At 50.3% G+C, this 15,631-nt stretch carries 12 protein-coding genes; 6 read left to right on the top strand and 6 right to left on the bottom strand.

Features of this window, described 5'->3' with window-relative positions; all coding sequences use genetic code 11:
• The first annotated feature begins 134 nt into the window (after window positions 1-134).
• Entirely contained in the window at window positions 135-488 is a 354-nt protein-coding gene (locus METTU_RS10255) for a DUF488 domain-containing protein (protein ID WP_254257869.1), read from the top strand.
• Between the two features lie 153 nt (window positions 489-641).
• On the opposite strand, the gene METTU_RS10260 is transcribed toward METTU_RS10255, so the two are convergent.
• Complete coding sequence (locus METTU_RS10260; protein WP_006891427.1) at window positions 642-1,097, bottom strand: Rrf2 family transcriptional regulator; 456 nt, start codon at window positions 1,095-1,097, stop codon at window positions 642-644.
• A gap of 194 nt (window positions 1,098-1,291) precedes the next feature.
• Between METTU_RS10260 and METTU_RS10265 the strand changes: the two genes are divergently transcribed.
• The 3 genes from METTU_RS10265 to METTU_RS10275 all read left to right on the top strand — a co-directional run bounded on the left by METTU_RS10265 (window position 1,292) and on the right by METTU_RS10275 (window position 3,573).
• Complete coding sequence (locus tag METTU_RS10265) at window positions 1,292-1,666, top strand: group I truncated hemoglobin (protein ID WP_006891428.1); 375 nt, start codon at window positions 1,292-1,294, stop codon at window positions 1,664-1,666.
• Between the two features lie 29 nt (window positions 1,667-1,695).
• A complete protein-coding gene (locus tag METTU_RS10270) occupies window positions 1,696-2,676 on the top strand; it encodes an FAD-binding oxidoreductase (RefSeq protein WP_006891429.1) in 981 nt (326 codons plus the stop codon).
• A gap of 105 nt (window positions 2,677-2,781) precedes the next feature.
• Window positions 2,782-3,573: an MOSC domain-containing protein gene (locus tag METTU_RS10275; RefSeq protein ID WP_006891430.1), complete on the top strand. Its 792-nt coding sequence runs from the start codon at window positions 2,782-2,784 to the stop codon at window positions 3,571-3,573.
• 53 nt (window positions 3,574-3,626) lie between these two features.
• On the opposite strand, the gene METTU_RS10280 is transcribed toward METTU_RS10275, so the two are convergent.
• Both METTU_RS10280 and METTU_RS10285 read right to left on the bottom strand, forming a co-directional pair.
• Window positions 3,627-4,604: a 2Fe-2S iron-sulfur cluster-binding protein gene (locus tag METTU_RS10280; protein WP_006891431.1), complete on the bottom strand. Its 978-nt coding sequence runs from the start codon at window positions 4,602-4,604 to the stop codon at window positions 3,627-3,629.
• A 21-nt stretch (window positions 4,605-4,625) separates the two neighbouring features.
• Window positions 4,626-5,012 carry a group I truncated hemoglobin gene (locus METTU_RS10285; RefSeq protein ID WP_006891432.1) on the bottom strand — a complete coding sequence of 129 codons (387 nt, stop codon included), beginning with the start codon at window positions 5,010-5,012 and terminating at the stop codon, window positions 4,626-4,628.
• Between the two features lie 177 nt (window positions 5,013-5,189).
• On the opposite strand from METTU_RS10285, the gene METTU_RS10290 reads away from it, so the two are divergent.
• Entirely contained in the window at window positions 5,190-5,816 is a 627-nt protein-coding gene (locus METTU_RS10290) for a helix-turn-helix transcriptional regulator (RefSeq protein ID WP_006891433.1), read from the top strand.
• 228 nt (window positions 5,817-6,044) lie between these two features.
• Here METTU_RS10290 and METTU_RS10295 read toward each other — a convergent pair whose 3' ends face one another.
• The 3 genes from METTU_RS10295 to METTU_RS10305 form a co-directional block, all read right to left on the bottom strand.
• The gene (locus METTU_RS10295) at window positions 6,045-6,875 is read right to left on the bottom strand and encodes a glycosyltransferase family 2 protein (RefSeq protein ID WP_040579738.1); all 831 of its coding nucleotides are present in this window, start codon (window positions 6,873-6,875) and stop codon (window positions 6,045-6,047) included.
• 141 nt (window positions 6,876-7,016) lie between these two features.
• Window positions 7,017-9,674: a UPF0182 family protein gene (locus tag METTU_RS10300; RefSeq protein WP_006891435.1), complete on the bottom strand. Its 2,658-nt coding sequence runs from the start codon at window positions 9,672-9,674 to the stop codon at window positions 7,017-7,019.
• A gap of 174 nt (window positions 9,675-9,848) precedes the next feature.
• Window positions 9,849-12,530, bottom strand: coding sequence for a cation-translocating P-type ATPase (locus METTU_RS10305; RefSeq protein ID WP_006891436.1), 2,682 nt, complete (start codon window positions 12,528-12,530; stop codon window positions 9,849-9,851).
• Between the two features lie 379 nt (window positions 12,531-12,909).
• On the opposite strand from METTU_RS10305, the gene METTU_RS10310 reads away from it, so the two are divergent.
• The gene (locus METTU_RS10310) at window positions 12,910-15,570 is read left to right on the top strand and encodes an HD domain-containing protein (protein ID WP_006891437.1); all 2,661 of its coding nucleotides are present in this window, start codon (window positions 12,910-12,912) and stop codon (window positions 15,568-15,570) included.
• Window positions 15,571-15,631: the final 61 nt, after the last annotated feature.

Raw genomic sequence — 15,631 nt, forward strand, 5'->3', positions numbered from 1 at the left:
CTTTGTTAGAAACGGGGATTGTTGAAAGCGTAATAAAATTACATTTTTTGAAGTTTAAAATCGATTAAGGCGTTCACCGATGAGGCTGTGGCCTCAGGGCTCGCGTGACAGTCGTTATTCGAATACAGGAGGCAATGATGAGGCTTCAACTTAAACGGGTTTACGCGTCGCCTGCGGATACTGATGGAATCCGCATCTTGGTTGATCGCCTATGGCCGCGCGGCCTCTCAAAGGCGGAGGCCAGCATCGATTTCTGGGCCAAGGAAGCGGCTCCTTCAAATGAGCTTCGGCGTTGGTATCAACATGAGCAGGAGAAATGGCCCGAATTCCAGCGTAAATACGTTGCCGAATTACAGGGCAATCCCGGTCCGGTACAGGCACTTATCGCCAAAATCGGGCATGGAAATGCCACGCTCCTGTTTAGCTCGAAGGAAGCCAGTCTCAATAATGCTGCGGTCTTGAAAGACTATTTGGAGACGCTTTTGTGAAAGAGGAAGTCCTATAGGCATGTTCCGAAGGACCGATAGCCATGTCCAGGCAGAGAGCGGTACTCTATTCTGGCGCGCCTGAAAACGAAGCTCGCCAAACAGGACTTTTTCAAGAAACGTGGAATGAGTTAGTTTGCCGGAATCCATTCCGCGTCAGATGTTTTGCGGTTTATCTCCAGACAACGCTGACAGGTCGGTGTTGGGGCCGAAACCGGCCGCATCGGCTAAGGTGTATTTGTCCAGCACAGTCATAAAGGCACGCTGCGCTTCGTATAAAGTGGCCTTGAGGAAGCAGTTGCGGATCAGGCGGCACTGATTGGTCGGGGCATCGAAGCACTCTACCAGATTCATGTTAAGTTCGGTCCGTCGCACCACTTCGCCCACGCCTATCGTATACGCGGGCCGGGCCAACTGGATGCCGCCGCCCTTGCCCCGGGTCGTCATAATAAATCCCTGATTGGCCAGGCTGTTCGCCACTTTCACCAGATGGTTGCGGGAAATTTGATGATACTCGGCGATCTCTTGAATTGTCGCCATGCCCGGTTCAGGCAGGCGGGCAAGATAAATCAGCAGGCGCAGTGAAAGGTCCGTGAATTGCGTAAGTTGCATGCTGCATACTCCTTCAAAGTCGCCTGTCTTTTAGCTTATATCTTGAAAATTAAAAGATAGGTCTTGACGATTTAATAATGGCGCAATAAGATGCATTAAGAATACATCTTATTGCTGCGTCTTGGCAAAGGCCCTGAGGGTTAGGGCTATTGAAGATGTATTTTAAACGCCTTTTTAATTATTTGGAGAAAAATATGTCACAACAACAATCTTTGTACGAGAAATTGGGCGGAGAAGCCGCCGTCAATGCCGCCGTTGATATTTTTTACCGCAAGGTGTTGAGCGATGACCGCATCAGTTCCTTTTTCGAAGGCGTGGATATGGAAACTCAGGCCGCCAAACAAAAATCATTCCTGACCATGGCTTTCGGCGGACCGCATAATTACAGCGGCCTCGATATGCGTCGCGGGCATGCCCATCTGGTCGAGCGCGGCCTGAATGACGCCCATGTCGATGCAGTGATCGAAGACCTCGCAGCGACCCTCCGCGAGTTGAATGTCGGTGAGGACCTGATCGCTCAGGTTGCCGCCATCGCCGAAAGCACACGCAACGACGTGCTGGGCCGTTAATTTTCCATCTTTGAAACAGGTGCGCCGCCATGGTTAATATTCGTTACGCAAAAGACAATTTCGAACTGGGTGAAAACCAATCCGTTCTGGATTGTTTGACCGATCGCGGTGTGCCGGTTCCTTTTTCGTGCCGCAGCGGGGTCTGTCAGACCTGTCTGATGCGTGCCACTGGAGGCACGCCTCCTGAAAGTTCGCAAAACGGCTTGAAGGATACTCTCAAACTCCAGAACTATTTTCTCGCGTGTATTTGTCATCCCACCGCAGACCTCGAAGTTGCCATGCCGAATGACGATGATGTCCAGGCGGTTATTCCGGCTACCGTCAAAAGCCTGAAATTGCTCAATTCGGAAATCATGCATGTCGAGCTCGAATGTCACGCGTCGATCGAGTACAGGGCCGGGCAATTCATCAACCTGTTTCGAGACCGGTCGCTTGGCCGCAGTTACTCGCTCGCCAGCGTGCCGCATGAAGACGACCATCTTCATCTCCATGTCCGCCGACTGCCGCAGGGGCGGGTAAGCGGCTGGATACATGAGGAATTGCGTCCCGGCGAGACGGTCGAGATTCGCGGCCCCGGCGGCGACTGCTTTTACACGCCCGGCAATACCGAGCAGGGCTTGGTGCTAATCGGTACCGGCTCAGGGCTTGCGCCGCTCTACGGTATCATCCGCGATGCCCTCAGCCGGAACCACACCGGACCTATCCATTTGTTTCACGGCAGCCGCGATTTGAACGGGCTCTATTTGACTGACGAATTGCGCGACCTGGTTCAGCAATATTCGAATTTCAACTATGTGCCCTGCCTTTCCGGCGGGGATGCGCCCCACGGCTTTGCGGCTGGGCGGGCCGATGACGTAGCCTTTCAACAGATTCCCAATCTCAAAAATTGGCGCATGTTTCTCTGCGGGCACCCGGATATGGTTAAAGCGGCCAAGAAGAAAGCTTTTATGGCAGGGGCCTCTATGAAGGACATTTATGCCGATGCGTTCAATGTCAGCCAGTCTTCCTGATAAAAGCCCAGCGCTGGGTTTTCGCCATTCTTTCGGGGGGTGTCAAATTGATGTAATACCTCTCGCTGGAGAATAATGGAAAATGTTTATGGATGGAGATTTCCTATGCCTCAAGTCGTTGCCTTATATCGTTATCCAGTGAAGGGCTTCACGCCTGAAAGGTGTGAAGTTGTCGATGTTCTCGATGAAGGGCGAATCGCCGGCGACAGGGTTCTCGGTATCCGCTTTGCCAATTCAGGCGTCGTGGATGATGCCTGGAGTAAAAAACACGAGTTCGTTGCGTTGGTGAACACGCCCGGCATAGCGCGCCTCCAGCTTCGGTTCGATCATAAGGCACTTGGATTATGCATCAGTTTGGAAGGCACGGTTTTGGTCAATGAAGCGCTGGACGAGACGGGGCGTAAGAACATTGCGGCCGCGATCGAAAATTATGTGCTCAAGCTGGACGAAAATCCGCTGTCTTCTCATCTGGACAGGTTGCCGTTGCGCTTAGTCGGGGACGGGGTTACGCCCCGGTATCAGGACAACGAGGCAGGCCAGATAACCTTGCACGGCCGCGCGAGCGTGGCGGCTGTCGGCACTGCCGTCGGCGATAACGATCTCAGTGAACGCCGTTTCCGCTCAAATATCGTCATCGACGGTCTGGAGGCATGGGAGGAGCAAAGTTGGGTGGGGCGCAAGATTCGTATCGGGCAGGTCAACTTCGATGTCGTCATGCCGAAGACCCGATGTCTCGCTACGCAGGCGAATCCCGACTCCGGCAACCGGGACTTGCCGATTCTGAAAACGCTGACCCATGCCTTTAGCCAGGAAAAGCCGACTTTTGCGATTGCGATGGTTACCCGCGGCGCCGGGGGGCAGGTTCACGTTGGGGATAAAGTCAGTCTTCTGGATTGAGAAACATCAATCCAGGAACGCGTCCCTTTGAGTGTATTCGTATTGAGTGGGGTCTATTTTTCAGTTTGGATCACATGAAAAGCGTCGACGTAAATATCGCTCATAGACGCGCCTTTCATAAACGCCATTTTCTTGGTCTGGTTGACCATTTCCGGGTGTCCGCACAGGAAAACCCGCCAGCCGTTTAAAGTTTCAGTAGATGATAAGGCAATGTCGTGAGCGCGGCCTTGGACATGGTCCGATTCAATGCCTTCTCCTGAAATACAGGGCGTGTAATGAAAATTATCGAACTTCTCGGCAAGCTCACGCATTTCATCAACAAAATACAGGCCGTTAAGATCGCGGCTGCCATGAAACAAGTGGATGGGGCCTGAGTGATCCTGCGCCAAAGCGTCGGCAATAATGCCGTAAAGCGGCGCCAAACCACTGCCGGTTCCGACCAGCATTAAGGGTTGTTCGGCGCGTCCGGGCAGGTAATGACAAGAGCCTTGCGCTTCTGAAATAGTTAATTGAGCGCCTACTTCCAATTCGTCATACACCCAGCTGCTGAATTGGCCGTTCGGCAAGCGGCGAATATGAAATTCCAGGATGTTTTTGGCTAGCGGGATATTCGCAATCGAATAGCTCCGGGTTAAACCATCGGGTCGTTTTAAATTAACAAACTGACCGGCGAAGAAATTAAACGGGCTTTGGTATTCCAAAACCAACTGGACGATGTCAGGCGTTAACAGCTGTTTTTTGATGACGCCTGCTTCAATTGAAGCGCCTTGCTGGTTGGGCAACGCAACGGTCATATCCTGCTCAGGATGACAAGCGCAAGCCAGGAAGTAGTTCTGCTTTTGCAGCGTGTCTTTAAGACCGACTTGGGCGGAGACAGGTGGAGAGTTATCAAGGCTGCGCATCAGGCAGGCTTGGCAAAGGCCTTGGCGACAACCGTTAGGCACCTGTATGTTTCCCCTTAACAGGGTCTCCAATACAGTCTCATTCGGTTGGCAGGAAAATGTTGATTCGCCAATAGTTATGCTTCGCATGGTCTCCACCTGATATTTCGGTTATTTGCCCAATACGTCGTTGCGTGTGCTTTCCGCAATGGCTGCTGCTTGAGCGATCAGTTCTTGCGGTACATTCAACTCGGTTAATGTTGCGCCAAGGTGCTCCATCACTGCATCAAAATGACTTGCATTCAAGCCCATTTTGACCAGACGCGCATGAGCATTACGCATGTCTTGACCGCTATAATTATTTGGACCGCCAAATGCCATGGTAAAAAAGGCCTTTTGTTTGGCAATTTGTTGATCCATGTCAGTGTTGTCGAAAAAACGGTTAATCCGGTAATCCGCCAGCACTTTGCGATAAAAAATATCTACGGCAGCATTAACAGCCGCTTCGCCGCCGATTTTTTCATAGAGTGTTTGGCTTGTTTCTTGAGAATCGCTCATTATTTGTCTCCAGTTGTGTGGGTAATTATTATTATTTAAGCAAACTTGCTCATAGAAGAGTTTATAACAACAGGCGATTTTTTGCTATATAAAACTTTTACAAGTTATATGTGTCATAATGAGCTATTATCACTGCACGCTTAACAACAAAGTCACGACCAAAGGATGAATCCGCTAATGCTTCAAAAGATAAGTTCGCGCCAACATCAGATACTTGAATATTTGCTGGAAAGCAGGAATGGCTTGAGTGTTGATGAGCTGGCTAAAGCGCTGGATATTTCCAGAACGGGGGTGCAGCAGCATTTTGTTGTTCTTGAGCGGGATGGCTATATCAGGAAAAGCACTCTCAATAAAACGGCCGGGCGTCCGGTGACTATTTACGTCATCACCGACAAAGGCAACAATTATTTCCCCAAGCAATATGCCTGGTTTTCAGAATTAATTCTTAGCGATTTGCAGCAGGAAATAGGCCCTGAACGCTTTAACGCGTATATGCAAAAACTGGGTAGCAAGCTGGCGGATAAGCTGCGTGGCAAATTTGAAGGAAAAAATTTAAACGAACGCGTTGATGAGCTGGCCATCGTCATGACCGATCTTGGTTTTCAAGTGAAAGTGGATATGGAGTCCGAAACTGAAAGCCCGAATATGGAGGCTTATAATTGTATTTATCACGATCTGGCCCAGAAACATCATGAGATCTGCGCGTTCGATTTGGCGCTTATGTCTTCGTTGCTGGATAAAGAAGTTGAGCAGTTAAGTTGTATGGCCAAGGGCGATTGCAACTGTAGCTTTAGAGTCAAATAGGCGATTAAAAGTGATTTATTCACCACGAACGACTGCATGGACAGATATTTGCTCCTGCAATATCTGCATTCCCCACATCCCTGTGGGTTATGCAGGAGGTAGAGCACCAACAGTAGGCGCTTTAGGCGACGCAGGAGCAGTTGCCGAGACACGAAGGACACGAAGTTTTATTTCTTCGTGTCCTTCGTGTCTTCGTGGTGAGGATCTTTTAAGGTTTTTAACTGAATGTTAATCAACATCCATTGCATAGCGCTCAATGAGTTGTCGGTAATAGTCCGCTTCATCGGTTTTGCCGCGTTTGATAACGCCGTTAAGGTAAATACCGGCTTTTTTTAGCAGCATATTGACCGCCGCCTCCCGGTTTTGCTCGGACAATTGACCGGCATCAATGCTTTTTTGCAAGGCGCTGATCCGGAACCGGTCCATGCCCCAAAATGCACAAGATAACTGGTCTTCATGACCGCCATGCTTGTTTATTTGCGGCTGTTCAACCAATAGAATGGGGTAATTTGCGGTGATTCGTAGCCACAGGTCGTAGTCTTCGCAGGCCGGAAGCCGGACGTCAAACAGGCCGATGTCGGTCAATACCGAGCGATGGATCAATACGGTGGACGGCGACACCGCGCAGAGCGGCAAGCAATGGCTAAATATCCAGCCGCCGGTCTTGGCGTATTTTTTGGGTACGTCAACCTGGGTTCCGTTGCGTATCCAGTTTTCTTCGGTGTGGCAAATCCTGTGTTCGGGGTGGGTCGCCAACGCCGCCTTCTGGTTGGCCAGTTTTTCAGGCAGCCATTCATCATCGGAATCCAGAAAAGCCAGCCAGTCGCCGGTCGCTTGTTGTATGCCAAGATTACGTGCCGCACTGACGCCGAGGTTTTCCTGATAGTAATAATTCACCTCGGGAAACTCCCGGCGGAGCATGGCTTCCGTGCCATCGGTAGAGCCGTCATCAATCACCACAATTTCAGCCGGTAATGAGGTTTGTGAATACACGGATAGTAGCGCGCGTTTTAGCCGTTCTCGGCGATTGTAGCTGGGAATAACAACTGAAATTTTTATAAGAGTTACCTTATTTTGCTTGGATGACCTGGAGCAGGATTGATCCGCCTTGGGGGAAGGCCGGGCAAAAGAATCGATTTGGCAGTGACCGGTAAAAGGACCGGCGGATAGTGTTCCGCCGGTCCCGGTTCGCTATCTTGATTATTTAATTATCTCCTGATTCATAATGGCTTTAGGCGTTTCTGTCCCGTCGCTGTCGGCGGCATGTTGGATATAAATTTGCTTTAAACGGTTAAAAGCCGACCACAAGGTTTTATCCATAACCACCACGTTGCCAATGGAAACAATGACCCGGGTTAATTCAGGTATTTTGTTTTTGGTTGAGGCCAGGTAAATGGGTTGCACATACAGAACGGTATTGCCCATCGGCAGGATGATCATACGGCCCATTTCAACAACGGAACCGGCCTGACCCCATAATGTAAATTGGGCGGAGATTTCAGGGTCTTGGTTAATCAGCGCTTCAACCTGCGCAGGGCCGTTTACCTGAACATCCTTGCCGAACTTATAAACGGTAATACCGGGCTTGTAATCCAGGTTGCAGTTGGATTTATCCAGGGTTCCCGCCACACCTATCATGCTGAGATTGCCCCTGTTAACCGGCGTCATCGGGTTGATCAGGACAAATTCTTCGGTATCGTTACAGTTGCCAAAGTCCATGGTCTGATAATACGGCAATACCGGTTGTCCTCGGACATTGGCAAATTGCCAGGTTTCGGCCTGTTCGTAGAATAGCTCAGGGGTTTGTTGATGATATTTGGCATACACCTTCATCTGTAGATAATAAAGATCCCTAGGATAGCGTAGGTGCTGCTTTAATTCGGCCGGCATTTCCTCCAGATTTTTAAATAATCCGGGATATGCATTGCTGTATGCCTGAATGATGGCATCCGACGGGTCGGAAATATAAAAATCGACACCACCATCGAACGCATCGACAACCACCTTAACCGAATTGCGGATGTAGTTGAAATTCTGTTTGCCTTCCAGGAAATCATCGTCCGCAGGCTTGGAAACCGGATACCGGTTAGATAAGGTATAGGCATCCTGTATCCAGTAGAACCGATCCTTGGTTATCACCAGATAAGGGTCTTTATCCAGATGCAGGAAAGGGGTCAGCGTATTAATGCGCTCGGTTATATTTCGGCGTATCTTGACTTTGCTCTGTGTAGAGATGTTGGTTGAAAAGAATATTTTTTCGTCTTTGAAATAAAAGGAAAATAATGCTTTTCTGAACAGGGACGGAATGGGGACGCCTCCTTCGCCGTGGTAAGCTTCTGCAATGCCGGGATCAGAGGAGCCGGCAATGCCTACGACGTTGAGCTTATTGGGGACGATGGCATAGTCGAATTTTTCCTGGCCGTAGTAGATGTCCGGGTGTTTGACGCTGAAACCGACATCGGAATGCATGTTTAAATCGCGTAAATACCAGATGAGCGGGTTATCGGCATCCTGCGCGGCGGGGGTGACGACAGCGCCATAACCATGGGTATAGCGCAAGTGGGCGTTTTCCCAGTTTTGCGCTTCAGGCGGCAGCTTTGAAATATTAACTTCTCTGGCTGCCAGATTAACCTGCCGGGTATGGTCAAGAATAAAATAGCGGTCTTCGTCGACAGACATGATTTTGTAATAAGGCCTGATCTCCTGTAATTGCTTATAGCCGTCAATGATAAATTCCCTGTCCCAGACCGGAAGATTCTCAAAATGTTTTTGCGTGCTCCACGTTTCAATGTCCTTGGTCGCATTCAGCTTAATAGTCATATCAACCGTCTTGATATTCTTCAAATCGTAAGCGTTCATCGTCGCATCGATGTTGTATTGTATCAGCGACTTATTGGTTTTGACCGGATTCGGGTTGACGATATATTTTTGAATTAAATCGGGAATAAATTGAATCTTCGGTAAACCTGCGACACAGAGGAACAGGGTCAGCGATATTAAAAACGGCGCTTTTACCCGGTGTTTTTCTGAAAAAATAAACAGGCCTGCCGTTATCGCTGTCGCCACGAAGGTAACGATTTCCAGCCAGATCAGCGGCAACTGATAGCGTAATTCAACAAAGCCGGGACCGTAAAATACCGGTTCGTGTTTATCGGTATAAAGCAGGGTAAAGCGGTCCAGCATGAAGCCCCAGACCACAAAAGCAACCACAAAGCCGATCAGGGTGGTTAGATGAACCTTGGCTCCCAGCGGGAATTCCGAGCTTTGGTCAGGTATAAAAACATGTTCCAGCCAATATAAAATGCCGACCATGCAAAAAATGAGCGAGGCGGTTGTCAGCAGCTCTTGCTGAATCAGCATGTAGGTCGGATAGGACAGCATATAAAAGCTGACATCCTTGCCGTAAACCGATTCGGTTACGCCCGAATCGCTGCCGAAAAAGTACAGCAGTGTCGTTTCCCACTGATTGTAAAAGGGGATGGCGATAAATATGGCCAGTATCAAGGATATGGGTGTGTATACGGTTGCCGAACCATTCATAAAGGTATCGGCAAAACGCTGGAAGCGTCGGCGCTGATCTAAAGTGCTGAGAACCTCATCCGGCGGGTTTAAGCCCAGATAACGCGAGGCGACCCAGAAATGAAAAAAGAAAATGGCAAAAAACGCCAGCGTGACTCCGCCGGAAAGGAAAAACTTGTAGAGCAGTCTAAGCCAGAAGTAGGCTTCAAGTTTTAATGATTCGTACCACCATAAGTCAACAAACAGATCAAGAAATATGAAGTAGAAGGCGACATATAAAATGATAGCGATGACAAGTGTCGCCCCAATTAACGCGGGTAAAAGCTTCAGGTTCCGCATAGTGTCCTCTTAATGGAAAATGTTTTTAACGTATTCGTTTTGTGCATTTTTCAGATTACAGCTCGGGGCAAACGCACAGTTCTAATCGTATTCTAACACCCAATAAAATGTTCGTAATGATTTAGGCGTTATCGTTTAGCCGGGAAAAATCATTTCGCGGACTAATCGAAGTTTTTAGGTTGACCGGCCTGATCCGGCAGGCAGCGGCCCATTCCGGTAAATCCAGCCCCGGCGGCGCATCCACTTTTCAATTTCCACCACAAAGAACACGAGCGAAGAAAGCGCCAGACAGAACAATAGCTCATCGCGGTTCAACGCATCGGTCTTGAAGATCGGCTGCAAGACCGGCACATACAGCACCGCCATTTGCAGGCCGAAGGTCAACAGCACCGCGCCCAACAGCGGTTTGTTGGAAAACAGTCCCTGACTGAACAGCGACTCCCGTTCCGACCTGATCGCCAGCACATGGCCCATCTGCGACAAGGTCAGCACCGTGAACACCATGCTCTGCCAGTGGGTGGAACCCGTAACATAAGCCCAGCCCTGGGCGAACAAGGAAACGCTGCCCATCAGCAGGCCGATCCACAAGATATGCTGCCACATGCCCTGAGCAAAAATGCTTTCCTGGGGCGCTCGGGGCGGACGCTGCATGATGCCGCGTTCTTCCGGCTCGACGGCCAGGGCCAGCCCCGGCAGGCCGTCGGTAACCAGATTGATCCAGAGAATGTGGATCGGCAGCAACGGGATAGGCAAGCCCAGAAAAGGTGCCAGAAACAGCGTCCAGATCTCCGCCGAGTTGCTGGTCATCGTGTATTTGATGAATTTTCGGATGTTGTCGAAAATCCGCCTTCCTTCGCGCACAGCGGTGACGATGGTGGCGAAATTATCATCCAGCAATACCATATGCGATGCCTCCCGCGCCACATCGGTGCCGATCTTGCCCATCGCGATGCCGATATTGGCGGCTCTCAACGCCGGGGCATCGTTGACGCCATCCCCAGTCATCGCTACGAATTCCCCCCGATCCTGTAGCGCCTTGACGATTTTGATCTTTTGCTCCGGCGCAACGCGGGCATAAACACGAACCTCTTCGACTTCTTTCTCGAATTCCTCAAGACTCATCCCTGCCATTTGCGACCCGGTCAGCACCTTGCAACCGTCATCGACGATGCCGAGCCTGATCGCGATGGCACGGGCAGTCGCCGGGTGGTCGCCGGTGATCATGACCGGCGTGATCCCGGCAGTCTTACAAAGCGCCACGGCTTCCTTGGCTTCCGGGCGCGGCGGATCCATCAGTCCCGCCAAACCCAGAAAACACAATTCGACTTCGACAGAATCGGCGCTCAGCGTTGGCGGGCGTTCAGGGAACTGCCGGTACGCGAGGGCCAGCACCCGCAGGCCTTCCTCGGCCATTTGCTCGGCGGCGGCCAGTATCGTTTCCTTCTGTAGAGGCTGCGGGCCGTCACCGATCCATTGGTTAACGCAGCGCGGCAGCACATTCTCCGGCGCGCCTTTGGTGTAAGCGACAAGCGCGCCATTTTCCTGATGCAGCGTAGTCATCAGTTTACGCTCGGAATCGAAGGGAATTTCATCCAGCCGCGGCGCGTCTTTGGCTAGATCGGCACCAACATAGCCCACGCTTTCGGCCGCTTCGTACAGGGCGATTTCGGTGGGGTCGCCCAGCAGTCGGCCGTCGTGGTCGCGGCGGGCGTCGTTGTTCAGGGCCAGCGCCCATAACAGCGGTGCCGGAAAGTCGGCGGCTATGCCTCCCCGTAAACCCTCATCGACGTAGAACGCTTCGGCATGCATGCGGTTTTGCGTCAGCGTGCCGGTCTTGTCCGAGCAGATGAAGGTCACTGAACCCAAGGTTTCCACGGCGGGCAGGCGCCGGATCAGCGCGTTTTTCGCGACCAAATTGCGCGCGCCTATGGCTAAGGTCACCGTGGCCACGGCGGGCAAGGCTTCAGGAATGGCGGCCACGGCCAGACTGACGGCAGTCAGAAACATCAGCACGGGCGGTTCGCCGCGCAGTAAACCCACCACGAAAATGATCGCGCAGACCGCCAAAACCAAAAGGGCAAGGCGCACGCCGAAACTGGCAAGGCGTTGTTGCAGCGGGGTTTTAGTCTCCTTTTCCTGGCGCAGCAGTTCGGCGATTTTACCGAGTTCGGTGTCCATTCCCGTGGCGATGACAATTCCGACGCCACGGCCGTAGGTCGCAATCGTACCCTTGTAAGCCATGTTGAGCCGGTCGCCGAGCGGCGAATCCAGCTCCCGGATCAACGCCCCGGATTTTTCGACCGGCAGCGATTCGCCGGTCAGCGCGGCCTCCTCCACCTTGAGCCGCGCCACATCCAATAGTTTGAGGTCGGCCGGGACGACATTGCCTGCTTCAAGCATGACCAGGTCGCCGGGAACCAGCTCATGCGCCGCTATGGTATGGGTTTTTCCCTCGCGGAGCACCTGCGCGGTGGGGCTGGACAAGCGTTTCAGAGCCGCTACGGCTTTTTCCGCACGGTACTCCTGGATGAAGCCGATGATCGCGTTCAACACGATGATCACGAGAATGACGATCGTATCCGTCACGTCGCCGACCAAACCTGAAACGATGCAGGCCAAAATCAGCACGATGATCATGAAATCGGCGAATTGCCCCAAAAACATCCGAATCGGCCCCCGGCGGCTTTGCTCTTGGATGGCGTTCGGGCCGTAGGTTTCGAGGCGTTCTTTTGCCTCCTGATGATTCAGACCCTTTTCGGGATCGACCTTGAGCCACGCGGTGGTCTGCCAGGGTTCAAGAAGATGCCACGGCGGTGCGGGAGGTTGGGGTTTTTGAATCTTTGGTCGCTTAGTCAAGGTTCGGTCTTCTGTAAAAACGGACGCTACAAGTATCTCAGTTTATATAGTGATTGCAATAGTCCTTAAAAAATGAAAATAAGATAGCGTGGACATATTGCTAGTTCCCAAGCTCCTGCTTGGGAACTCAGTGCAGGAAGCTCCAGCTTCCTAGTTGCGAAGCTAGAGCTTCGCAACTAGGAGCGTGGGAGAGCCAGCTAAATACAACTATCAGATTATTTTTTCGCCATTACTATCATGTAGAATGGGCGGCTAAAAACAGCACATAAATACTAGCCCCCAACAAAAGACTTATGCACACCACATCGATGGGATCGCCAAGTTCATCAACTTACGAGCTATATATTTGCTGCACTAAAACTATTTGTAGAGGGATGTGATGAAAAGATTTGAGAATACCAGCCTATGGCAGAAGACCCTCGCAACTCAGCTTGAGCCTGATGTTGAAGCTCAAAATCGAGCTCGTCTTAGAGCCGCTTATGAAAATTTTAGAGAACGTGCGGAAATACTCGCTGGCGAAATTGCCATTGATCTCCCTGAATTTACTGTGCATGACATTACCCACTTGGATGCACTATGGGAAATGGCGCAACTCATTGCCGGACAAGACTTTCCGTTAACACCCGCTGAAGCATTTGTTTTAGGCGGTGCATTCTTAATTCACGATTTGGGGATGGGACTCGCTGCATATCCAGAAGGTATTGGCACATTACGAAAAGCAGAGCTATGGGACGACACTGTTGCTGCTTTGCTTAAAAAAGAACATGGATGCCAACCAACGCCTGATGCAATAAAAAATCCTCCTGAAAACATTCAGAATCAAGCGATGCGTCAAGTGCTGAGAGAGTTACACGCAAAACATGCCGAGCGCTTGGCGCTTATTTCTTGGGCAGATCGTCATAAGAGCGCTGATAAATACTTCCTGATTGATGATCCAACTTTAAGAAACACATACGGACCAATAATTGGGAAGATCGCTCATAGCCACTGGTGGCCCGCCGAACAATTAGTACAAGACTTGCCACGTGAAATGGGTGCGCCGGGTGGATTTGACAACAGTTGGACTGTTGATCCGGTCAAGCTTGCATGCATTTTGCGAACAGCGGACGCCAGCCATCTTGACGAAAGACGGGCTCCAGGTTTCTTGGCAGCCCTTCGAAAGCCCGTTGGAACCAGTGCCAACCATTGGTCATTTCAAGAGAAGTTATATCAGCCACGGCTTGAGTCTGATCGACTGGTTTACTCCTCCAAAGACAACTTCTCGGTCGACGAGGCTTCTGCTTGGTGGACCTGTTTTGATGCACTACAAGTCGTTGATAGGGAATTGAGGCAAGTTGATTCTTTACTTGCCGATACAAAGAGGCCAAGGCTTACAGCGCGAGGCGTTTCCTATGCAGATGACCCACAGCGACTGGCGAAACTTATTGGAACATCGAATTGGGTGCCTATCGACGCAAAAATCCAGGTTGGAGATGTGGCAAGGCTAATCGGAAATCTTGGCGGAGAAAAGTTATATGGGCACAATGAAACTGTTCCACTGAGAGAGCTAATTCAGAATGCCTCTGATGCTGTTAGAGCGCGTCGACTTGCCGAAGACCAAGCGTCAGATTGGGGCAGCGTTATTGTTCGGAGCGGCGAAGATGCAAACGGGCGATGGATTGAGGTTGAAGATTGCGGTATCGGTATGTCAATCAACGTATTGACTGGGCCATTCTTAGACTTCGGCACCTCGTTTTGGGGTACTTCACTTATGCATAAGGAACTGCCCGGCTTGGAGTCGAAAGGATTTTCGTCCTCGGGGCAGTTTGGAATTGGCTTTTTTTCCGTGTTTATGTGGGGAAAAAAAGTCCAAGTCATTACCAGACGCGCAGAACGGGCACGTGATGAAACCTTAGTCTTAGAGTTTCAAAATGGCCTGACTTCTCGGCCAATTCTTAGAAAAGCTGATAGTCATGAGTGTTTGATTGACGGGGGTACGCGAGTTCGGGTTTGGATGAATAGTCCAGCAATCTTTGACCAAATGCTTTCTGAGTCAAATATACAAAAAACATGGACGCTTGAGGAGCGATGCGCTTGGCTATGCCCAACATTGGATGTCAACCTTTACGTAGAGCAAAAGAAGAAGACATTAGTTGTCGGGGCGTCTGACTGGATTACGATAAAAGGAAGCAAGCTTTTGCAACGCCTTTTGGGTTCTAGAGCAAACAAAAAAAGTGCAGAGGTCATTGCATTGCAAAAGATGATAGAGCCAAATTTGCGATTAATGAAGAGTATATCTGGTGAAGTCGTTGGGCGCGCATGTGTCAGCGTAATGTCGCATAATAGAAAAGATTTCTCTGATGTTTATGGGCATGTCACTTCTGGTGTTGTAACTATTGGCGGATTTCGTTCGTGTGAATTAAGCGGGATATGTGGAGTGCTTGTCGGGAGGCCACATACCGCAGCACGTAATATTGGGGTTCCCGTCGCCGATTTAAATGCTTTTCAGCCATGGGCATCAGAACAGGCGGAACTGATCTTTAAGGATTCTCTGGATAGTGAATATCAGTCAGACTGTGCCTCCACTATACGAGCTCTTCATGGTTCCACACAAAAGCTCCATATAGCCGAGGGCAAGGGTGGTTGGAAGAGTGCAGATGGTCTCTCAAGAGAAAATCTTGACGATGAGATTTTAATCCTTCAGGACGCTTCACTTTCGATAGCCCGTATGGATGTTGGAGAAATCGAGCTTCATAAAAATGTCTTTGCAGTTGATATGGGAATCACCGGAATTTTACAAACTGACCGCCACGACATATGGGTTGATTGGCCGCCCGAAGATAACTCCGAAAACATCTGGGGTGGTGAATGGAGTTTTCATTCCAAGTCATTGCAAGGAGCATTAATGGAAGCGATTGCAATAGCTTGGGGTGTGCCATTACGTCATGTATTGGAGGTTTCACAGCGAAGTACAGATAATAAATCCATAAAGAAAGAGATTGGCCTCTGTAATGGAAAACCTGTTGTGCTGAGGGTTAATGTAATTAGAAGGCCTAAATAGTTGTAGAGCTGCAATGCCGATGCCGGGTAGAACCAACCAACATGTCTGCCCGACTGGACTT

Origin of the sequence: Methylobacter tundripaludum SV96 (assembly GCF_000190755.2) — a bacterium.
Classification (GTDB): domain Bacteria; phylum Pseudomonadota; class Gammaproteobacteria; order Methylococcales; family Methylomonadaceae; genus Methylobacter_A; species Methylobacter_A tundripaludum.